Here is a 20,002-nt window from a genome sequence, read left to right on the forward strand (position 1 = left end):
CGCTCGGCGCGCGGAGCAATTAGAATCGGATGTCATGGGGAATCGCGCGGGCAAGACGATAACCGCATTGTGCGGTGGTGCGGCCGTGCTTGCCCTGGCGCTGGCCGGTGTTGGCGGTGTTGACCAGCCGCCGATCAGCGCAACGGTTTCCTCATCCAGCGTGGTCCCCGCGCCCCCAGCACCGGTCGACAGCGGCGGCGCCCTACCGGTCAAACCCGCCGGCGGCGGCGGTGGCTGCATCGGCGGCCTGAACTGCGGGCCGATAAATCCCGACAGGCCGCCGCCCCCGAAGCGCCCCCCGCGTCTTGTGCATGGTCCGGGAGATCCTGCTCCATTGCCGCAGAATCCATAGCCCGACGGCTCAGCACCAGCCCGCCAACCGCAGCACGCGCGGTGTTCCTATCATTTGGTAATGAGCGCAGGTGAACTGGATACCGTGGGCTCGCCGGCATTCACCGACGAGGACTCGGCCCGGTTTCGCGCGGCCGGTTGGTGGTCGGATTCGACGTTGTCGGACGCGGTGCGCCGCAACGCCTCACATTCACCGGACCGGCCTGCTTATTCCGACGAGCCCGGCATCTGCCTGACGTGGCGTGAATTCGACGCTGTGGCAACCAATTTGGCCAGCCAGCTGGCTGGTCTTGGTATTGTGCGTGGTGATCGAGTTGCGGTGTGGCATGGCGATTCCACCGCGATCCACGTGTTGTTCGTCGCGATCGAACGCTGTGGCGCCGTGGTCGTCGGCATCGGCGCCCGCGCCGGCACCCGTGAGGTGGGCGCGCTGCTGCGCAACGCGGAGCCAAAGATCCTGATCAGCGACCCCAAGCACAGCGATGCCGCGGCGCGGGCGGCGGCCGAATCGTCGGTGTCGATGGTGGTCCTGGGGCAGGACGGGGGTCTGCCACGCCTGGACGCCGACGTGCAGAGCAACGCGGTCGCGGTCGACTCTCAACTGGGTGCCGACGACGTTTTCCTGATCAACTCCACTTCCGGGACCACCGGCCTGCCCAAGTGTGTCGTGCACACCCAGAACCGGTGGCACTACTTTCACCAGAAGGCGGTCGCCAACGCGCTGTTGACCCCGGACGACGTGTTCTTGCCGGTCATCCCCATGCCTTTCGGCTTCGGAATATGGACCAGCCACACCACCCCGATCTACCTCGGTGCCAGCTCGGTGATCCTGGAGCGCTTCACCGCCAGGGCGGCGTGTGAGGCGATAGCTCGGCACAGGGTAACCGTATTATGTTGTGTCAGTTCACAATTGACCATGCTGATGGCCGACCGCGCATCCCGGGATTACGACCTGAGTTCGCTGCGTGTCGTTTTCACCGGTGGCGAGGCGATACCGTACCGTCCCGCTGCCGAATTCGAAGAGCTGACCGGCGCGAAGATCCTGCAATTCTATGGCTCGAATGAAACCGGTCTGCTCAGCGCGACGACCGTGGACGACTCCGTGGAACATCGATTGCGCACCTGCGGCCGGATCGTTCCCGAAATGGCGGTCCGGCTCTTCGACGGGGATCAAGACGTCACTGCAACGGGGCGAGGCCAGCCGGCGTGTCGGGGTCCGGCGACCAGCCTCGGGTATCTCGGGGGCACCGACCACGACAAGCTGTTCACTCGCGACGGGTGGATGCTGATGGGTGACATCTGCGAGCTCGACACCGACGGCTACCTCACGGTCACCGGCCGAACATCCGACTTCATCCTGCGCGCCGGCAAGAACATCAGCGCATCGCAGGTCGAGGACGCCGTGATGACGCACCCGGCGATTGGGCTGGCGGCCGCCGTGGCGATGCCCGATCCGGTGTTCGGGGAAAGGGTCTGCCTCTACGCCGAACTCGCCGACTCCGCGATCGTCGACCTGCCCGCACTCGTCAACCACCTGCTGGCGCTCGGGGTTTCCAAAGAACTTCTGCCCGAACGGCTCATCGTCGTCGACGAAATACCCCGGTCGTCGGGTGGAAAGATCGCCAAAGGCGAGCTCCGCCAGGATATTCGAGCAAGGATGGAGTCCGACCATGAACACGCCTAATCCACGACGAGGCGGCCTAGAGGTGTGGGCGCCTTCGGTCGTGCCTCCGATCGGCGTCGAGCTGTCCAACGAGCAGGCGCTCGCTGTGGCGTTCCGCCACCTGGCCGGCACCGGGTTCTCGGAGAATATGGCGGGACACATCACCTGGCAGGTCGACGGGCAAACCGACATGTTGGTCAATCCGTGGGGCCTGTGGTGGCAGGAACTCACCGCGTCCGATATCTGCCAGGTCGATAGCGATGCTCGCGTGGTTCGCGGTCGTTGGGATGTCACGCCGGCGATCCATATTCATACCGAGCTGCACAGGGTCCGCGAGGACGCCCGGGTGGTCATTCACAATCATCCGTACTACGTCTGTGTGCTCGCCGCATTGGGCAGACTTCCCGAACTCGTGCATCAGACCGGTTCGCTGTTTCTGGATGACCTCTGCCTAGTCGGCGAATACGACGGTGAGATCGACAGCCCCAACCGGGCAGCCGATCTCGCGACGCGTATCGGCGGCGCCAACCTGACGATTTTGGCCAACCACGGCGTCATTGCGACCGGTCGCAACCTGGCCGAGGCGGTGTACCGGGCGGCGTCGATCGAGCGGGTGTGCAAGCTGGCCTACGACGTCATGGTCACCGGCCAGGAGCCGGTCGCGATGGACTGGTCCGACATGGCGGGCATGCAGCGTTCGCTCATCGAGCGGGCGGCCGACGTGTATTGGGCCGGGGCGGCGCGGATGACGATCAAGGCGGATCCCGATGTGCTCACCTGAGTCCGCCGTCGAATGTGTGTCCTGGGCGGCGACACGCCGACCGGCACCGCCGCCACCGCACACTCGAAACCTGTCACGGCACACCGAATGCTTTGCCCAGCGAGGAGGTTGAGTAGTGAAAGCCATTGACGAGCTGGCGGCCAATCTGAATTTCACGACGGCTAAGACCGGCGACGAGCGATCCGTCACGTTCCTGCCGGACCCGCCGCGGGCACCACGCCGCTACACGGTGATCTCGGTCGACGATCACATCGTGGAACCTCCCGACACGTTCACCGGCCGGCTGCCGCGTAAGTTCGCCGACCGCGCGCCGCGGGTCGTCGACACCGACAGCGGCGGACAGACATGGGTTTACGACAATCAGGAACTGCCCAACGTGGGGTTCAACGCCGTCGTCGGGCGACCGGTGGCGGAGTACGGCTTCGAACCGGTTCGATTCGACGAAATGCGCAGGGGTGCATGGGATATTCATGAGCGCGTCAAAGACATGGATCTCAATGGCATCTACGCGTCGCTGAACTTCCCCTCGTTCCTGCCGGGATTCGCCGGTCAGCGGTTGCAGCAGGTGACCGCCGACCGCGATCTGGCGCTGGCCTCGGTCCGCGCCTGGAACGACTGGCACCTCGAGGTGTGGGCGGGGTCTTATCCCGAGCGCATCATTCCCTGCCAGCTGCCCTGGCTGCTGGATCCGGAACTGGGCGCCACCATGATCCGCGAGAACGCCGAACGCGGCTTTCACGCCGTGACGTTCAGTGAGAACCCCGCGATGCTCGGATTGCCGAGTATCCATTCAGGCCACTGGGATCCGATCATGGCCGCCTGCGCCGAAACGGGAACGGTGGTGAACCTGCACATCGGGTCTTCGGGGTCCTCACCGTCGACCACCGAGGACGCGCCGCCGGACGTACAGGGGGTGCTGTTCTTCGCCTACGCCATCTCGGCGGCTGTCGACTGGTTGTACTCCGGGTTGCCCAGCAGATTCCCGGATCTCAAGATCTGTTTGTCCGAAGGCGGAATCGGCTGGGTGGCGGGCTTACTCGATCGCCTGGACCACATGCTCAGCTATCACGCGATGTACGGCACATGGCAGGCGCTGGGGGAGAAGCTGACTCCCGCAGAGGTTTTCACCCGCAACTTCTGGTTCTGCGCGGTCGAGGACAAGTCGTCGTTCGTGCAGCGCGACCGCATCGGTATGGACAACATCATGCTCGAAGCCGACTATCCGCACTGCGACTCGACCTGGCCGCACACTCAACAAACGATCCACGACGAGATCGGTGATCTGCCGCCGGCCGCGATCCGCAAGTTCACTTGGGAGAACGCTTCGCGCTTATACCAGCATCCGGTGCCGGCAGCGGTGCAGCAGGATCCCGAGGCGTTCTGACGGCATCGCACACGACGGGTCACTTGCCGGTCTTCGGGCAGGGACAGTCACCGGAGTCGGCCAGCACCTGGGTTCGCGCCGCGTTGCGGTACGACGCGGGCCGCTCCGTCCACGTGCTGTGGGAGACGCCCATGCCCGATGCAACCGGCGGCGTGGTGACCGAGGTCGTCGACGACACCGAACTGGCTTCCAGGCACGACGGCGTCGCAACCCAATCCATGAATTGCCACACCGCGGCAACCAGAGTGATCAGCAGTAAAACGGTCGCGACCGCGTGCGCCATCAGGTAGTAGCAGTATCCGGTTGAGGTCGGTGGTGAACCGTCGCCCGCAGCAACCATTTTGACCGTCACCTGTCGCATCGAGAGGCCCTTTCTTGACCTAGCGGTGTCACCCGCCACAACCGCTGCTCGATAGTTCTTCGGAGCACAGGGTCGCCCGGATGGGCACGCTTCGGTTCGAGGCGCCTGCACCGGGCGTGACCAGTGCGTTTGCGTCGCCGTCACATCGGGGTGGCAATCTTGGCATCGGATGCGGTTCGCTGTCCGTGTGTAGGTGCCGCCCTGACAAAGGAGGGACAGTGACGACGCCCAAAGTTGATTTCAGTTCGGTCCAGTGGGGCTCGGTGGAGTGGACGAACCTCGTGACGTTGTACCTGCGGGCCCACGAAAGCCGTTCTCGGCACCCGATTCTGGGTGATCATGCCGCCGCGGAGGCCGTCGACCGGATCGACTACGACTTCAAACGCATACATCGGAACTCGTTGCCGGCGTCGAACCAGTACCTTGTCGCGTTGCGCGCGAAACAGCTCGATGATTGGTGCGCGGCCTTCCTGCAGCACCATCCCGACGCGGTGGTCTTGCACCTGGGCTGTGGCCTCGATGGCCGTGCCTTCCGCCTGGATGTACCGCCGGCGGTGCGGTGGTACGACCTCGACCAGCCCAGTGTCATCAACCTGCGCCGCCAACTGTACGACGAGACCGAGCGCTATCGGATGATCGGCTCCTCGGTGACCGACCCACAGTGGGTCGATCAGATTCCCACCGGCCACCCGACACTTGTCGTCGCCGAGGGACTGCTGATGTACGTGGAAGAGAGTGAAGTCCGCCAGCTGGTGGCACGCTTGTTGGGCCGATTCGATTGCGGCGAACTGCAATTCGACACGCTCTCAGCGCTGGCACCGCGCATGTCGAAAGTGTTCACCAGAGGCATCATCAAGTGGGGCATCGGCAACGCGCGGGACATAGAAGCATGGAATCCGAAGCTGCGACTGGTCGAACAGACGCCGGCACTCGTGGGCTACGAGAAGATCGACAGCACCATCGTGCGGTGGATCTACCGATTCTTCAGCGCTTCACCGTTCGGCCCGTACGACATGCTCAACCGCTTCAAGTACTGAGTTGGGACCTGACTTCGCGCGCGCTGTCGTCACACAACATGGCGCTGCGAATGTTATGTCGGCGCAAATATTTCTCTTTTGCTCTGCGTGATCAACTGCGGCTCAGCTAGCGTCGACATACCAGCAACTCGCTGGTATGTCGGCCTCAAGGGCGGATGTGAACTGGAGGTGCCTGATGAGGAAGATTATTGCCGCTGGCGTCCTAGCGTTTGCTGGGCTAATGACGACCGGCGTCGGGGTCAGTAACGCTGACGAGATTCTGGTTGAGGGGAACTATGTGACTGAGGCGGGTTGTCTCGCGGACGGTCCGCACGTCGAGGTCGACCACCCTGGGACGTGGACTCATTTCTCATGTGTCCAGCATTCGGATGGCCTTTGGTACTTGTACCTGAGCAACTGAGTCTTCAGCTGGCCGGTGGGTGGTCAGAGCTCAGAAGCAAGTCGCCGCAGAATGTCCGCGGTGGGTTCGGCGGTGGCATGCCGGTATCCCGTCCCTGCCCATAGGTGGACGTAGTCTGGTTTCCCTGCCGCGGCAGCGGCTTTGCGCAGCGGGCTGGTCAGGTAGTGGATTGCGGGATAACCGAACGGCGCCTGTGCCTCGTGGTTGTCGATGAACGTGTTGCGCAGCCCGCGGGCCGGGCGGCCGGTGAAGGCATGCGTCAGCACCGTTTCGGTCCGAGCGGGATCGGTGAGGGCCGCCTGATGAGTCGCTGACGCGCCGCTTTCGGTGGCGCGCAGCAGAACCGTGCCGACGACTGCCGCCGCGGCGCCCGCACGGATCACGTCGGCCACTGCGTCGGGTGTGGCCAGCCCACCGGCGGCCAGCACCGGCAGCGGCACGGTCGCCGTGACCTGTTGGACGAGGTCGACGATCGGAACCGGCTGCAAGGGCCGCCGCGGCGAGAGCGTGCCGGAATGCCCGCCGGCGACCGCGGCCTGCAGGGCCAGCATGTCCGCACCGGCGTCATGCGCTTGTGCCGCCTCGTCTGGAGTCGTCACGGTTTGGACGACCACGGTGTTGGCCTGCTGCAGCGCCTCGATCACGCTGCGCGGCGGGATGCCGAATGTGAACGACACCATCGGCACCGGGTCGTCGAGCAGCAGCGCGATCTTCTCGTCGAACCGGTCGTTGTCCTCGATCGGTTCGGCAGGCAGGTCGAGGCCGAACTGGTCGGCCTCCTGCTGGATGATAGCGGCATACGCCCGGTAACTATCCGGATCGACCGGCACCGGGTTCGGCGCAAACAGGTTGATGCCGAACGGGATTCCCTCGGCGCGCACAGTCTTGAGCTCGGCCTCGACGGCCTCCACAGTCTTGTAGCCCGCGGCAAGCATGCCCAGGCCGCCCGCCCCGGCTGCGGCCGACACCATCGCCGGCGTGGTCGGGCCGCCCGACATCGGAGCGGCGACCAGGGGAATGGACATCTCGAATTGTGCCAACATAGGGGTGCCCCTTCGTCGGTGTCCGGGCGTGGTGTTTCGCCGAATCGAGCCTAGTCATCTTTCGGTCGTTCCATTCGGGCGACGGACCTGACAGGATGCTTCAGCGTGAAGCGCCCCAACTTCTTGGTGATCCTGGCAGACGACCTCGGATTTTCCGACATCGGTGCCTTCGGCAGCGAAATCGAAACGCCCAACCTCGACCGGCTGGCCCACGCGGGGATCCGGCTCACCGACTTCCATTCCGCGCCGGCCTGCTCGCCCACCCGGGCGATGCTGCTCACCGGAACCGACCACCACGTCGCCGGTATCGGCACCATGCTGGAGGTCGCGGTCCCTGGATTTCATGGTGCGCCCGGTTACGAGGGTTATCTCAACGATCGGGTCGTCGCGCTGCCCGAGCTGTTGCGCGACGCGGGTTATCTGACGCTGATGTCGGGCAAATGGCATCTGGGCCACACGATTGAAAGATCGCCGTGGGCCCGCGGATTCGAGCGTTCGTTCGCGCTGCTACCGGCTGGCGCGAGCCACTACGGCGGTGCCGCGGGCCGCGGATTCTCGCCCGTGCCAACGCTTTACACCGAGGACGACCAGTTCGTCACGGTGGGCGAAGATTTCTACTCCTCGGATTCCTACACCGACACCTTGCTCGGCTACTTCCGCGACCGCGCCGAGGACGACGATCGGCCGTTCTTCGCGTACCTGCCGTTTCAGGCACCGCACTGGCCGCTGCAGGCACCGGACGAATCCATTGCGAAATACCGCGGCCGTTATGACGCCGGGCCGGATGCATTGCGCGAGGAGCGGTTGGCAGCGCTCAAACGCCTCGGCCTGTGTGCACCAGATGTCGAGCCGCACCCGGTCGTGGCCGACGGTGCTGCCGAGTGGGCCGATATGACGGACGAGGAACGCGCGGTTTCGGCCCGCTCCATGGAGGTCTACGCCGGAATGGTGGACCGCATGGACTGGAATATCGGCCGGGTGATCGATTACTTGGCCGAGACCGGCGAGCTGGACAACACGGTCGTGATGTTCATGTCCGACAACGGCGCCGAGGGCGCGATCGTCGAGGCGATGCCATTGCGCGGCCCGCAAATCGTCGCGCAGATCAAAAAGAACTGCGACAACAGCCTCGACAACCTGGGCCGGCCCACCTCGTTCATCTGGTACGGCCCCCGTTGGGCACAAGCCGCCACGGCCCCGTCGCGCCTGCACAAGGCGTTCACCACCGAGGGCGGAATCCGGGTGGTCGGCTTCGTCACCTGGCCGGGCTTCACGCGCCAAAACGAGATCGGCACGGCATTCGCGACCGTCATGGACATCGCTCCTACCGTGCTGGAACTTGCCGGCGTGGAACACCCCGGCACCTCCTACCGCGACCACGAGGTCGAAGCGATGCTCGGTCGCTCGCTGGTGCCGTACCTGTCCGCCGACTCCGAGGCGGTGCACCCGGGCGAAACCGGCACCGGCTGGGAACTGTTCGGCCGCCGCGCGATCCGCCAAGGCGACTGGAAAGCCCTCTACCTGCCCCCGCCATACGGCCCGGGCGCCTGGCAGCTCTACGACCTTTCCCGCGACCGCGGCGAAATCCACGACCTCGCTGCCTCACATCCCGACAAGCTTGCCGAGCTTCTCGAATTGTGGGATCGCTACGTCGAGGAAAACGGGGTGCTCACCGAGCCCGTTTCGGTCTACGACGCCGACCCGCAAATGCTCGGATAATCATGTTCTGTGGCAATGGATTTCGCAGCAACGATGACTGAGACGACAACCTGTGCGGTGATCGGCGGCGGGCCGGCCGGGATTGTCCTCGGGCCGCTCCTGCGCGGTGCCGACCCCACTCCGCCGGCGGCCTTGCTGGGTGTGATGCAGCGATTGCCGTGGCTGTCGTTCGTGCCCGCATATTTCATCGGTGTCGGGGTCAGGCCCGAGCGCGCCCCGGCGTTCGCCCGCCGCGGGTCGTAGCCCTACCGACGTGGGTAGTAGCGTCGGGTCCGTGGCTGAACACCTGCGGATCGGCATCTTGGGTGCCGCCCGGATCGCACCGATGGCGCTGATCAATCCCGCCAAGGACAACGCCGACGTGATAGTCGCCGCGGTCGCCGCGCGCGACGGTTCGCGCGCTCAAGCCTTCGCCGCCAAACACCACATCGCCCGGGCGTACGACGACTACGCCTTGCTGATCGCCGATCCAGACCTCGATGCGATTTACAACCCGCTGCCAAACGGGTTGCACGGCAAGTGGACCCGAGCCGCGCTGGCCGCCGGCAAACACGTGCTGTGCGAAAAACCGTTCACCGCCAACGCTGCCGAAGCCCGCGAAATCGCCGAGCTGGCAACCAACTCGGACCGAATGGTGATGGAAGCCTTCCATTATCGCTACCATCCGCTGACCCTGCGGGTCGAGGAGATCATCGCCTCGGGGGAGCTGGGCAAGCTCCAGCGGGTGGAAACCACGCTATGCTTCCCGCTGCCGAAGTTTTCCGACATCCGGTACAACTATGCCCTTGCCGGCGGCGCGACGATGGACGCGGGGTGCTACGCCGTCAACATGGCCCGCACGTTCGGCGGCTCAACCCCGGAAGTCGTTTCGGCACAAGCGAAACTGCGCGACGCGCAGGTCGACCGGGCCATGACGGCCGAGTTGCAGTTCGCCGGTGGACACACCGGTCGGGTGCGCTGCTCGATGTGGTCGCGGCGGCTGTTCGACATCAGCGCCAAGGTCGTCGGCGACCGCGGCCAGCTCAACGTGCTCAATCCGGTGATGCCCCAGATGTTCCATCGCCTCTCGGTTCGGACGGCCGCCGACAATCGCGTGGAGCGATTTCCGCGCCGGGCTACCTACTCCTACCAGCTCGACGCGTTCGCCAACGCGGTGCTGCGCGGCGCGCCGGTGAAGACGAATCCGCAGGACGCGGTCGAGAATATGACCGTCATCGACGCGATCTATCGCGCGGCGGGCCTGCCGCTTCGCGAACCGAGCTGAAGGTTATTGCCCACGTTCAGATAACAAGCGCCGCGTCGCCTCGACAGAGGGGCGCAACCGATCGATCGGGCTCACCCCGGCCAGCGCCAATGACCGTTGCGGTACTTCGATTTCGAGCACGATGTCGTCGGGAAGCACGGCCAGAATCTCGGCCAGGGGGAGTTCGCCTTCGCCGGGAACCATGCGCTCAAACATGGCCTCCTCCAGGTAGTTGTCCAAGCGCGGCCGCAGCGTCGTGTCGTTGAGTTGGGCGTAGCCGATGTGCGCGGGGTCGACGGCCGCGAGGTCTGCGGCGCTGGATCCGGAACGCACCAGATGCATGGTGTCGATCAACAGTCGGAAATCCGGCCGTCCGACGTATTCCCGTGCGGCCAGCGCGGTGGGCAGGTCGCCCACCGTCAGCCCGGGTACCGGTTCGACGAGGGTCTCGATGCCGCGCTGGGCGGCCAGCTCGGTCAGCGCGGCGAACTGATCGAACGTCCGGGTGAGATCGGCGTCGAGACTGACGACATTGATTCGGGGTACGTCGAGTTCGGCCAACACATCGAGATCGGCACCGAATGCCTTGATTTCGGTGTCCGGCAGCACCAAGAACCCGTCGCCCAGCGAGGCGGCCACACCGCGGTGCCGCATCGCGGCCAACACCTCCTTTCGCAGCGCGGGATCGTCCTTGAGCGAAAAGGGCGCATAACCGAGCGGCACCAACGGCGCGCCCTGCACCACCGCCGAGATGTAGTGACAGCCAAGGTCCGCGGCAAGGTCGACGAATTCCACTGGCGGAAGACCGAATCCATTGAGGAAGCCGATGGCCAGCTCGGTCATGCCGGGCGTCCCGCCAGTTCAGCCAATTGGGCGGCGGCCTGAGCCGTTTGGGTCGTCAGCGCGATCTGCCCAGAGGTGACCTGTTCTTCGATCATCGGCGCCTCTACGACGAGATCGTCGCGGATGAACGCAATGTGGGCGTGCGGATGTGCGGCGGTGTACGTCGCCCATGCGGTCGCCGAGGCTTGGTCCATCGTCAGATTCACTTCGTAGAAATCCGAGGTCAGCGGCTTGGGTGGGTCCACGTGCGTCAGCTCCAGTCGCAGCGTCTCTGGGCCCAAGGTGTACCGCGTGGTCCGGGCGAGGTCGCAGGTGACGAGGGGGTTGGCTGGCGGGGCCGGAGCGGCCGGATTCGTCGCCGGGCACTTATCGGGGGTGGTCGGCTGTGACTTCTCCACCGGCCGAACCGGTAGCGGCGCAATCTTCACCACCGGAGCCACGGATGGTGTCGTCGGCGCCGAGGTGCTGGTCGCGGTGGCGGGTGCAGCCGGGTGCTGGTTCGTATGGCAGCCGCAAGACAGCGCGCCCAGCAGAATGGCGCCGGTCAGCCGAGCGGTCGTCGTCGAGATCATCGAAGTCAAGCAAAGTAGGTCCAACGCCGGTTGTCGCCCAACAGGGCGGAATCGAGGCCAATCGTGATGACACCGTTGTGTTAGCGACGCGCTTTCCCGGCGCTTTACGGACACTACGAACATAGAGTATGGTCGTGCTGCAAGTCAGCGAATATTCACTTTAGATCCTTGCCGCGAAGGCCTTTGTTCATGGCTCGATACACGTCCGCCTCAGTGAAAAGGCGAAAGCCTAATCCCGCGGAGCGCCGTCGCGATCTGTGCGATACGGCGATCGAGCTGTTGGCCGCCGACGGCGCAAAGGGGTTGAGCCACCTCAAGGTGGACCGCAAGGCCGCCGTTCCCGACGGCACCACCTCGTTCTATTTCCGCACCCGTTCCGCACTGCTGCGTGCGGTCGCCGAGCGGCTGGCCGAGCTGGACCTGGAACGGCTGCAGTCCATCGCCGACAGCGCCGGCAGTCGGGAAGGCAACCCCACGCCGTCGCTGTTGTCGCAGGTGGTGATTCAGGCCGGCACCGAGCCGCAGTTGTCCTGGACCAAGGCCCGGTATGAGCTGACGATGCAGGCGGCACGCGATCCCGCGATGGCCGCGATCCTGCAGCAGGCCACGGACGCATTCACCAAACTGCACCGCGAGATTCTCGTGCAACTCATGCCGCACGGGGCCGATCTGGAATCGGCTGTCGTCGAGGATCTGAGCAACGTCACGCTGACGTTCATCAACGGTCTGCTGATGCGTGCCGCCCATGGCGACCTGGTCGTTGGCAGTCCGGAGCAACTCGACGCGATCCTGACGGCCATCGCCACCGGCATCCTGAAGAGCCCGGACAAGGGCCGGCTGACCGAGAGCGGCGATGTGCATTCGGCGAACGGCCGCCGAGCCGTGGCTTCCGGCTGACCGTGGCCATCGCCGGATCAGACGGGCGACGCGCCGTGTTTCATGGCCTTGGGTCTTGCCAGAGCATCCTCTATATGGTTCTCTACGAGAATAGAGTAAGCCGACGTTCACGGGCCGTCGGCGAGCCCATCGTCAGCCAAGCCCGTGCGTTTGTCAGAACAAACGCATTTAAGCGGAGTGTACAAATTGCCCGAACCGGGTCCGGCGCTCGGCATCCGGAATCGGAAGCGCTAGGAGGGATTTCGTGACGGCCAGCACCGAGAGCCATGTCAGTTTCGATCCGTACGATGTCGATCTCATCGCCGACCCGTATCCCATGTTCGCGCGCCTGCGTGACGAGGCGCCGCTGTACTACAACACGGAATACGACTTCTACGCGCTGAGCCGATTCGCCGATGTCAACAAGGGCATCATCGACCACGGCACATACAGCTCAGCGCGGGGCGTGATCATGGAGCTGATCAAGGCCAACCTCGAGATCCCGTCGGGCCTGCTGATCTTCGAGGACCCGCCAATCCACGACGTGCACCGCAAGCTGCTGTCGCGGATGTTCACCCCCCGCAAGATTGCCGCGCTGGAGCCGATGATCCGCGAGTTCTGCGCGCAATCGCTGGATCCGTTGGTGGGCTCCGGCCGGTTCGACTTCGTAACCGACCTGGGCGCGATCATGCCGATGAAGGTCATCAGCGCACTGCTCGGGATTCCCGAAGCCGATCAGGAGTACATCCGCGATCGCGGTAACGCCCAACTACGCACCGAGCCCGGCAAGCCGATGAGTGCCGCCGAGCATGGCTTGTCAGTGGGTGAGCAGTTCGAGGCCTACATCGACTGGCGGGCGGACAATCCGTCCGACGACATCATGACCGAGCTGCTCAACGTCGAATTCGTCGACGAGACCGGGACCACGAGGCGGCTGAGACGCGAGGAGATTCTCGTGTACCTCAATGTGGTGGCCGGCGCCGGCAACGAGACGACAACGCGGCTGATCGGTTGGGCGGGCAAGGTTCTCGCCGAGCACCCCGACCAACGCCGCGATCTGGTCGAAAATCCCTCGCTCATCCCTCAGGCGATCGAGGAGCTGCTGCGCTTCGAGCCGCCCGCGCCGCACATGGCCCGGTATGTGACTCGCGACGTCAGCCTCTATGACCAGACGGTGCCGGAAGGCAGCGTGATGATGATGCTGATCGGGGCCGCCTGCCGCGACGAGCGGCAGTTCGGTCCCGATGCAGGCGAATTCAACATCCATCGCGCCGCCCGGCCGCACCTCACGTTCAGTGTCGGCGCCCACTTCTGCCTCGGCTCGGCGCTGGCCCGGCTGGAAGGCCGTGTCGCCCTGGAAGAAATCCTCAAGCGCTTTCCGGAGTGGGAGCCGGATCTGGCCCACGCCACGCTCAGCCCGACGTCGTCGGTGCGGGGCTGGGAAACGCTGCCGACGCTGGTGCCTTGATGACCGGTCGGGTGCAGGGCAAGGTCGCCTTCATCAGCGGGGCTGCTCGCGGTCAAGGCCGCAGCCACGCAGTGCGCCTGGCCCAGGAGGGCGCCGACATCATCGCGATCGACGTGTGTGGACCGATCGATAACCTGGCCTATCCGCATTCCACCCCAGAGGATCTCGCCGAGACTGCCGACCTGGTCAAGAACCTCGACCGGCGCATCGTGACCGCGCAGGTGGACGTCCGCGACTACGCGGGACTCAAAGCCGCCGTGGACAGTGGTGTGGAACAACTTGGCCGGCTCGACATCGTTGTCGCCAACGCGGGGGTGGGCACCGATGGCCGCAGGCTGCACAAGATTCGGGAGAACGTCTGGCAGGACATGATCGACATCAACCTGAGCGGTGTCTGGCACACGGTCAAAGCGGGCGTCCCGCATATTCTTTCGGGTGGCCGCGGCGGGTCGATCGTGCTCACCAGCTCGGTCGGCGGGCGTAAGGCGTACCAGAACACCGGCCACTACGTTGCGGCCAAGCACGGCGTCATCGGGCTGATGCGCGCCTTCGCCGTCGAATTGGGCCAGAACATGATCCGGGTCAACTCGGTGCTGCCTACTCAGGTCAGCACGACGATGGTGATGAACGACAACACCTACCGGCTCTTTCGCCCGGACCTGGCCGAGCCCGGACCCGAAGACTTCGCCCCGATCTCGCAGATGATGCATACCTTGCCGGTGCCCTGGGTGGACCCGGTGGATATCAGCAATGCCGTTTTGTTCTTCGCCTCTGATGAATCACGTTATGTCACTGGCGTTTCGCTTCCCGTCGACGCGGGCAGCTTGCTCAAATAGGCACTAATTCAAATAAGCACAACGAAGTGGAGAAAGCTCATGCCTGAGTTTGATTACGAAAAGATGAAAGAAGAAGCCGCGCAGTACATCAAGTTCGAGAAGGACAAGAAGAACCGAATCGCTTACATCACCTTCGATCGCCCAGACGCCCAGAACGCCACCAGCTTGGGCATGCGACAGCTCTATGCCGACCTGATCCACAAGTGCAACGTGGACGACGACGTCAAGGTCGTGGTAATCCGTGGCGAGGGAGAAGATTTCGGCAGCGGCGGCGACCTGCCCGAACAACGGGGCATGATCGAGAACCCCGGCATGCCGCTGCTGCACGAGCTCGGGATCAACGATGACGACGTGAAATACCCGCCCGGCGGCTCCTACCGCTACCTATCCACTGTGACCGACTTCTACGCCAAAGCCCGCGCGGGAAACCGCCCCCTGCAGGAGCTTCGGAAGGTCAGCATCATCGAGGCCAAGGGCTACTGCTACGGCTGGCACTTCTACCAGGCCGGCGACGCCGACTTGGTGGTCTCCTCCGACGACGCCCTGTTCGGACACCCGGCGTTCCGATATGTCGGCTGGGGACCGCGGCTGTGGTGGTGGGCCGAGACCATGGGCCTGCGCAAGTTCTCCGAAATGCTTTTCACCGGGCGGCCGTTCAGCGCGAAAGAGATGTACGAGTGCGGCTTCCTCAACAGCGTGGTGCCCCGCGAAGACCTGGAAGCGGAGACCCTGAAGTACGCGATGGCCTGTTCGAAGTCCCGTCCGACCGACACAGTGGCGGTGCAGAAGACGTTCCTGGAACTGTATAAGCAGCACAAGGGCGAGTACTTCGGCAGCCTTCTTGTCGGCATGGTCGAGGGCATGCTGCCGATGATCCAGAACGACCAAGAGAATGACGTCGACCTCACCGAGGGCACTTTCAACAAGGGACTCAACAACGTGGTCAAGGACAACGACATGAACTTCCCGCCGGAGTGGCGCCTGAGCCGCTCGGGACGCGCGAAGCCCTGACCATCTTGGAAGAGCTCGCATGTCGGCGCTGAAAGGTTTCAGGGTCGTTGAGCTGGCGGGGTCGGTCGCAGGGGAGTACTGCGGAAAACTGCTGGCCGACTTCGGCGCCGAGGTGATCAAGGTCGAGGCGGCGAGGCGTGGTAGCCCAACTCGGGCTATGGCGCCCGTGCTCGGCGACGCGACCGGATGCGACGGCAGTGCACTGTTCGCCTACCTGAACACCAACAAGCAGTCCGTCGTACTCGAGGGCACCTCGGCCGCCGACGAGCGTCTGCAACAGCTCATCGGCACCGCCGACGCGGTAATCGACGACGGTGGGACGACTGGGGCAGACCGGCACCCGGGTGTGGTGTTCTGCTCGATCACCCCGTTCGGGCAGGACGCTGCCGCCGAATACAAGAATGCGAAGTGCATCAACGTATTCCACGCCAGCGGCTGGGGATATCACACGCCCAGCCATCCGGATCCCAGCAAGCCACCGCTGCAGGGACCGGGCCGGTTCATGGCCGACTACGAAGCGGGACTGGATGCGGCGCTCTGCGTGGCGTCAGCGTTGTTCGGGCGTCTGCACACCGGCCGGGGCGAGTCCATCGACATCTCCGCGCATGCCGTGCTGGTATCCCGTGCCGATTGCATTCTGGGGCGCCTGATCACCGGCGAAGTCCCCGCCCTGGGCACCCGCGACGATTACGACCAGCAGGGTCCGGCATCGTTTTTCGCCTGCGCCGACGGCTTCGTCTACTTGTACATGACCAGCCGCGCGCATTGGCTCGGAGTCAAGAAGCTGATGGGCCGTCCGGTTTGGCTCGACGAATTCGACGACGACTGGCTGGAGTTCTCGGTCACTGAAGAAAAAGTCGCGGCGTTCCAGCAGGGATTCGCGGCGTGGGTCCGCGACCTCGCCAAGGAGACGGCGGCCGACGAAGCCCAGCGCCTGGGCGTGCCGCTGGTTCCGGTCAACGATGCCGCGGATCTGCACCAGTCGCCGCAGTACCGCCACCGCGGCTTCTTTTCCGACGTCAGCCACCCCGTGTTGGGCGACGCGGCATACCCCACCGTGCCGTACCTGCTCAGCGCATCGCCAGCTGAAATCACTACAGCCGCACCTACTCTGGGCCAGCACACCGCGCCGATCGTGGATCGGCTCGCTACTGGGCACCCGCCGCCGGCAGTGCGGTCGGCACAACTCAAGCCGCCGATGAGTCCACGCGGTGGCCCGCTGGAAGGTGTGCGCGTCGTCGAGCTGACGAAGGTGTGGGCAGGCCCGTACGCCGGCAAGCTGTTGGCGCTGCTGGGCGCCGAGGTGATCAAGGTCGAAGCGGCGGCCCTTCCCGAGGAGATGCGGGCCTACGGCGGCACCGACATCAACCATGCACCGTTCTTTCTGAGCATCAATCCCGAGATCCTCAGCGTGGACCTCGACATCAAGTCGGCCGCTGGCATGGCGCAACTGCGTGAGCTGATTGCCCGTAGCGACATCGTCATCAACAACCTGCGCCCGGGCGCAATGGAACGCCAGGGCCTGGGGTACGAGCGGCTCGCCGAGATCAAACCGGACATCATCTCGGTCTCGATCAAAATGTGGGGCAACGACGGACCGCTCGGCCATCAGACCGGCTACGCACCCTGCTTCGCCGCGCTGGCCGGACTCGCTCCGCTGGTCGGGTATCCGGGTGGGCCTCCGCTCGGAACCAGCATGCGTTACGGGGATTCCACGGTTGGCGCCGCGGCCGCATACGCCGCCGTGGTCGCACTGCTGCACCGCGAGCTCAGTGGCACAGGGCAATTCGTCGACATCTCGGCCGTCGAAACACTCTCCTCGATGATCGGGGATTGCCTGCTGGAACAAAGCCTTACGGGACGACGCCTCGGGCCCGACGGCAATCACCACGCCGACATGTGCCCACACGGCTGCTATCCCTGTTCGGACGGCGCGTGGGTCAGCGTGGCGGTCTCCAGCGACGACGAATGGCGCCGGTTGTCCGACGTGCTCGATGCTCCCGCGCTGGCCGACGATCCCCGCTACGCCGCAGCTGCGGACCGACGTAAGCACGTCGACGCCCTCGACGCCGATCTCGCGCTGCTGACCCGCAACCTCGATGCCGAGGATCTCGCACGTCGTCTGCGCGTTGCGGGCGTGCCGGCCACCAAGAGCGCCAGCGCGATTGATGTGATTGGCGATCAACAACTCTGGGACCGCGAGCTGTACCGCTTTGTCTCTGATCACCGCGAAGGCCAGCGGCCAATATTGGGGCCGCCGTGGCGGTTGGCACGTGGGCCCGCACGCATCGAGCGGGGCGCGCCCGACCTGGGCGAGGACACCGACTATGTCCTGCACGAAATACTGGGCGTGGATGTGCCGTCGCAGGCGGCCGGATCACCGAAGACGGGCGGAACATGACGGCGACACTGGCGCAGACCGCGGCCCTGGTGACCGGTGCCAGCAGCGGCATCGGTGCGGCAACAGCGAAAGCTCTCGCCTCCCAAGGGGCCGCGGTCGCCCTGCTGGCACGCCGGGCCGAACGGCTGGCGGACCTGAAAGCCGATATCGAATCCTCGGGTGGCACAGCGTTGGTCCTGCCCGCCGACGTCACCGACGCCGAGCAAGTGGCGTCCGCCGTGCGGCAAACCATCGCGGAGTTGGGACGCCTCGACATCCTGGTCAACAATGCCGGCCTGATGCAGTCGGCGCCCGTGACCGAGGCCTCGGTCACGGACTGGGATCAGATGGTAGGCGTCAACCTGCAGGGCGTCCTGTACGCCACCCGCGCGGCGCTGCCACACCTGATCGAGGCGGCCGCGGACTCCACGCGCGGCGTCGCCGACCTGGTCACCATCAGTTCCACCGCCGGGTGGGTGGCCCGCCCGAACACCGCGGTCTATTCGATGACCAAATTCGGCGTGAACGCGTTCAGCGAGGGACTCCGCCAAGAGGTACTCGGCAAGCGGGTCCGGGTCGGAGTGTTGGGTCCCGGAACCGTCGATACCGAAATCTTCAGCCACCTGGCCGAATCTTCGCGGGCGGCGATCGAACGGCAGACGGCCGGCATGGTCATGCTGCGGCCGGAAGATATCGCCGATGCGGTGCTGTTCATGGTGACCCGAGACCGCCGGGTGGCCGTCAACCACATGCTGGTGCGCGCCGCCGAACAGACCTGGTGACCGTGACGTCGCAGTGGGTCACCGGTGACCAGTCCGGGTTGGCAATTCCCGCTGACCCCGCGTCGTTGCGCGATGGTGGGGCACGGTTCCTCACCGAGGCATTCCGGGCTTCCGGCATCCTCACCGACGGCAATGCCGTCACCGGGATTACGAACTTCGCCGAGGTGCGCGGCGGCAGCACGGGACGCAAGGTCATGCTGTCGGTCGAATACGACGTGGCCATGCCGGGTCTGCGCGCCGACTTGTTCGTCAAGTTCTCCCGCGATCTCGACAACGCGGTGCGCGATCGCGGCAAGACGCAGATGGAGCCGGAAGTTCGGTTCGCTTCGCTGTCACGGGCGCCCGGGTTTCCCATCGCGGTGCCCAGCGCGTTCTTTGGCGACTACCACCGGCGGAGCGGAACCGGGATTCTGATCACCGAGCGAATCCGATTCGGCGACAACGGAATCGAACGGCAATACCACAAGTGCCTCGATTACGACATGCCCGAACCGCTCGAGCACTACCGCGCGCTACTGACAGCCCTGGCCCGACTTGCCGGCACCCATCGATCCGGGCGGCTTCCGGCGGCGCAGACCGCGCATTTTCCGCTGGATGTCCAGGCCGCGACGGTGGGAGAGCGGACACCGTTGTCCGTCGAAAAACTGGAACGACGGGTGAACCAGCTAGCCGAATTCACCCAAACCGATCCCGGGTTGTTGCCCGCAAACGTCGGCTCGCCGGAATTCCTGGGACGCCTGCGCGACGACGTGCTCCGCCTCGCGCACCACGAGCCCACGGTCACCAGCCAACTGGCCGACGACACCGACTATGTCGCGCTGTGCCATTGGAACGCCAACATCGACAACGCGTGGTTCTGGCGAGACACCGACGACGTTCTGCAGTGCGGCCTGATGGACTGGGGATGCGTCGGCCAAATGAATCTGGGCATGGCCATTTGGGGCGCCATGTCCGCCGCCGAAACCGAGCTGTGGGACGCCCATCTCGACGAGTTGCTGCAGCTGTTCGTCACAGAGTTCCGGCGTTCCGGCGGTCCGCAACTCGATCCGGCCCGGTTGCGGCGGCATACATTGCTTTACGCGGCCGCGATGGGAGTCGTCTGGCTGTTTGATGTACCGGCCTTGATACGCAAGCGATTCGACACCGTGCCCAGCACGCGTAAGGATCCGGGTATCAGAGACGACGAAAGCGTGCGCGCGCCGCTGCAGATGCTGTCGAACCTGCTGAGCGCGTGGGAGCGGCATCGGGTGGG

The 20,002-nt window shown here is 64.8% G+C and carries 18 protein-coding genes and 1 pseudogene; 15 read left to right on the forward strand and 4 right to left on the reverse strand.

Features of this window, described 5'->3' with window-relative positions:
- Positions 1-34: 34 nt before the first annotated feature.
- The 4 genes from ACZY0B_RS23305 (at position 35) to ACZY0B_RS23320 (ending at position 4,179) form a co-directional block, all read left to right on the forward strand.
- Complete coding sequence (locus tag ACZY0B_RS23305) at positions 35-352, forward strand: hypothetical protein (protein ID WP_463766599.1); 318 nt, start codon at positions 35-37, stop codon at positions 350-352.
- Between the two features lie 60 nt (positions 353-412).
- Positions 413-2,035 (forward strand): class I adenylate-forming enzyme family protein, encoded by a 1,623-nt coding sequence (locus tag ACZY0B_RS23310; RefSeq protein ID WP_463766600.1) that lies wholly within the window; start codon positions 413-415, stop codon positions 2,033-2,035.
- Complete coding sequence (locus ACZY0B_RS23315; RefSeq protein ID WP_463766601.1) at positions 2,022-2,795, forward strand: class II aldolase/adducin family protein; 774 nt, start codon at positions 2,022-2,024, stop codon at positions 2,793-2,795. Before ACZY0B_RS23310 ends, ACZY0B_RS23315 begins: the two co-directional genes overlap by 14 nt.
- 115 nt (positions 2,796-2,910) lie before the next feature.
- Positions 2,911-4,179 carry an amidohydrolase family protein gene (locus ACZY0B_RS23320; RefSeq protein ID WP_463766602.1) on the forward strand — a complete coding sequence of 423 codons (1,269 nt, stop codon included), beginning with the start codon at positions 2,911-2,913 and terminating at the stop codon, positions 4,177-4,179.
- A gap of 19 nt (positions 4,180-4,198) precedes the next feature.
- On the opposite strand, the gene ACZY0B_RS23325 is transcribed toward ACZY0B_RS23320, so the two are convergent.
- Entirely contained in the window at positions 4,199-4,540 is a 342-nt protein-coding gene (locus tag ACZY0B_RS23325) for a hypothetical protein (RefSeq protein ID WP_463766603.1), read from the reverse strand.
- Between the two features lie 218 nt (positions 4,541-4,758).
- Here ACZY0B_RS23325 and ACZY0B_RS23330 point away from each other — a divergent pair, with 218 nt between their 5' ends.
- Positions 4,759-5,577: a class I SAM-dependent methyltransferase gene (locus ACZY0B_RS23330; protein ID WP_463766604.1), complete on the forward strand. Its 819-nt coding sequence runs from the start codon at positions 4,759-4,761 to the stop codon at positions 5,575-5,577.
- Positions 5,578-6,000: 423 nt separating this feature from the next.
- Here ACZY0B_RS23330 and ACZY0B_RS23335 read toward each other — a convergent pair whose 3' ends face one another.
- Positions 6,001-7,020 (reverse strand): nitronate monooxygenase, encoded by a 1,020-nt coding sequence (locus ACZY0B_RS23335; RefSeq protein ID WP_463766605.1) that lies wholly within the window; start codon positions 7,018-7,020, stop codon positions 6,001-6,003.
- Between the two features lie 105 nt (positions 7,021-7,125).
- On the opposite strand from ACZY0B_RS23335, the gene ACZY0B_RS23340 reads away from it, so the two are divergent.
- The 3 genes and pseudogenes from ACZY0B_RS23340 (at position 7,126) to ACZY0B_RS23350 (ending at position 10,003) form a co-directional block, all read left to right on the forward strand.
- Entirely contained in the window at positions 7,126-8,739 is a 1,614-nt protein-coding gene (locus tag ACZY0B_RS23340) for an arylsulfatase (protein WP_463766606.1), read from the forward strand.
- A gap of 84 nt (positions 8,740-8,823) precedes the next feature.
- Positions 8,824-8,982 (forward strand): annotated as a pseudogene (locus tag ACZY0B_RS23345) (FAD-dependent oxidoreductase); the annotation flags it as partial.
- A gap of 31 nt (positions 8,983-9,013) precedes the next feature.
- Positions 9,014-10,003 carry a Gfo/Idh/MocA family protein gene (locus ACZY0B_RS23350; protein ID WP_463766607.1) on the forward strand — a complete coding sequence of 330 codons (990 nt, stop codon included), beginning with the start codon at positions 9,014-9,016 and terminating at the stop codon, positions 10,001-10,003.
- A 3-nt stretch (positions 10,004-10,006) separates the two neighbouring features.
- On the opposite strand, the gene ACZY0B_RS23355 is transcribed toward ACZY0B_RS23350, so the two are convergent.
- Positions 10,007-10,825, reverse strand: a complete 819-nt coding sequence (locus ACZY0B_RS23355) for a sugar phosphate isomerase/epimerase family protein (RefSeq protein ID WP_463766608.1) — start codon at positions 10,823-10,825, stop codon at positions 10,007-10,009.
- Positions 10,822-11,397: a SecDF P1 head subdomain-containing protein gene (locus ACZY0B_RS23360; protein ID WP_463766609.1), complete on the reverse strand. Its 576-nt coding sequence runs from the start codon at positions 11,395-11,397 to the stop codon at positions 10,822-10,824. Before ACZY0B_RS23360 ends, ACZY0B_RS23355 begins: the two co-directional genes overlap by 4 nt.
- A gap of 276 nt (positions 11,398-11,673) precedes the next feature.
- Here ACZY0B_RS23360 and ACZY0B_RS23365 point away from each other — a divergent pair, with 276 nt between their 5' ends.
- The 7 genes from ACZY0B_RS23365 to ACZY0B_RS23395 all read left to right on the forward strand — a co-directional run.
- On the forward strand, positions 11,674-12,294 hold the full coding sequence (locus ACZY0B_RS23365; protein ID WP_463766618.1) for a TetR/AcrR family transcriptional regulator: 621 nt from the start codon (positions 11,674-11,676) through the stop codon (positions 12,292-12,294).
- A 244-nt stretch (positions 12,295-12,538) separates the two neighbouring features.
- Positions 12,539-13,741, forward strand: a complete 1,203-nt coding sequence (locus tag ACZY0B_RS23370; protein WP_463766610.1) for a cytochrome P450 — start codon at positions 12,539-12,541, stop codon at positions 13,739-13,741.
- The gene (locus tag ACZY0B_RS23375) at positions 13,741-14,577 is read left to right on the forward strand and encodes a mycofactocin-coupled SDR family oxidoreductase (RefSeq protein ID WP_463766611.1); all 837 of its coding nucleotides are present in this window, start codon (positions 13,741-13,743) and stop codon (positions 14,575-14,577) included. Before ACZY0B_RS23370 ends, ACZY0B_RS23375 begins: the two co-directional genes overlap by 1 nt.
- A 39-nt stretch (positions 14,578-14,616) precedes the next feature.
- Positions 14,617-15,588: an enoyl-CoA hydratase/isomerase family protein gene (locus ACZY0B_RS23380; protein WP_463766612.1), complete on the forward strand. Its 972-nt coding sequence runs from the start codon at positions 14,617-14,619 to the stop codon at positions 15,586-15,588.
- 19 nt (positions 15,589-15,607) lie between these two features.
- The gene (locus ACZY0B_RS23385; protein WP_463766613.1) at positions 15,608-17,989 is read left to right on the forward strand and encodes a CaiB/BaiF CoA transferase family protein; all 2,382 of its coding nucleotides are present in this window, start codon (positions 15,608-15,610) and stop codon (positions 17,987-17,989) included.
- Positions 17,986-18,750 carry an SDR family NAD(P)-dependent oxidoreductase gene (locus ACZY0B_RS23390; RefSeq protein ID WP_463766614.1) on the forward strand — a complete coding sequence of 255 codons (765 nt, stop codon included), beginning with the start codon at positions 17,986-17,988 and terminating at the stop codon, positions 18,748-18,750. The genes ACZY0B_RS23385 and ACZY0B_RS23390 overlap by 4 nt, the downstream gene beginning before the upstream one ends.
- 2 nt (positions 18,751-18,752) lie before the next feature.
- On the forward strand, positions 18,753-20,002 hold a 1,250-nt coding region (locus ACZY0B_RS23395), incomplete at its 3' end, for a hypothetical protein (RefSeq protein WP_463766615.1).

It is taken from the genome of Mycobacterium sp. IDUB_19 (assembly GCF_055419445.1).

Excerpts from the sequence above, each read along its gene's own strand:
- ACZY0B_RS23310 (WP_463766600.1), top strand. The coding sequence starts at position 413 with ATGAGCGCAGGTGAACTGGATACCGTGGGCTCGCCGGCATTCACCGAC.
- ACZY0B_RS23380 (WP_463766612.1), top strand. The coding sequence starts at position 14,617 with ATGCCTGAGTTTGATTACGAAAAGATGAAAGAAGAAGCCGCGCAGTAC.
- ACZY0B_RS23315 (WP_463766601.1), top strand. The coding sequence starts at position 2,022 with ATGAACACGCCTAATCCACGACGAGGCGGCCTAGAGGTGTGGGCGCCT.
- ACZY0B_RS23360 (WP_463766609.1), bottom strand. The coding sequence starts at position 11,397 with ATGATCTCGACGACGACCGCTCGGCTGACCGGCGCCATTCTGCTGGGC.
- ACZY0B_RS23305 (WP_463766599.1), top strand. The coding sequence starts at position 35 with ATGGGGAATCGCGCGGGCAAGACGATAACCGCATTGTGCGGTGGTGCG.
- ACZY0B_RS23335 (WP_463766605.1), bottom strand. The coding sequence starts at position 7,020 with ATGTTGGCACAATTCGAGATGTCCATTCCCCTGGTCGCCGCTCCGATG.
- ACZY0B_RS23355 (WP_463766608.1), bottom strand. The coding sequence starts at position 10,825 with ATGACCGAGCTGGCCATCGGCTTCCTCAATGGATTCGGTCTTCCGCCA.
- ACZY0B_RS23385 (WP_463766613.1), top strand. The coding sequence starts at position 15,608 with ATGTCGGCGCTGAAAGGTTTCAGGGTCGTTGAGCTGGCGGGGTCGGTC.
- ACZY0B_RS23325 (WP_463766603.1), bottom strand. The coding sequence starts at position 4,540 with ATGCGACAGGTGACGGTCAAAATGGTTGCTGCGGGCGACGGTTCACCA.
- ACZY0B_RS23390 (WP_463766614.1), top strand. The coding sequence starts at position 17,986 with ATGACGGCGACACTGGCGCAGACCGCGGCCCTGGTGACCGGTGCCAGC.
- ACZY0B_RS23375 (WP_463766611.1), top strand. The coding sequence starts at position 13,741 with ATGACCGGTCGGGTGCAGGGCAAGGTCGCCTTCATCAGCGGGGCTGCT.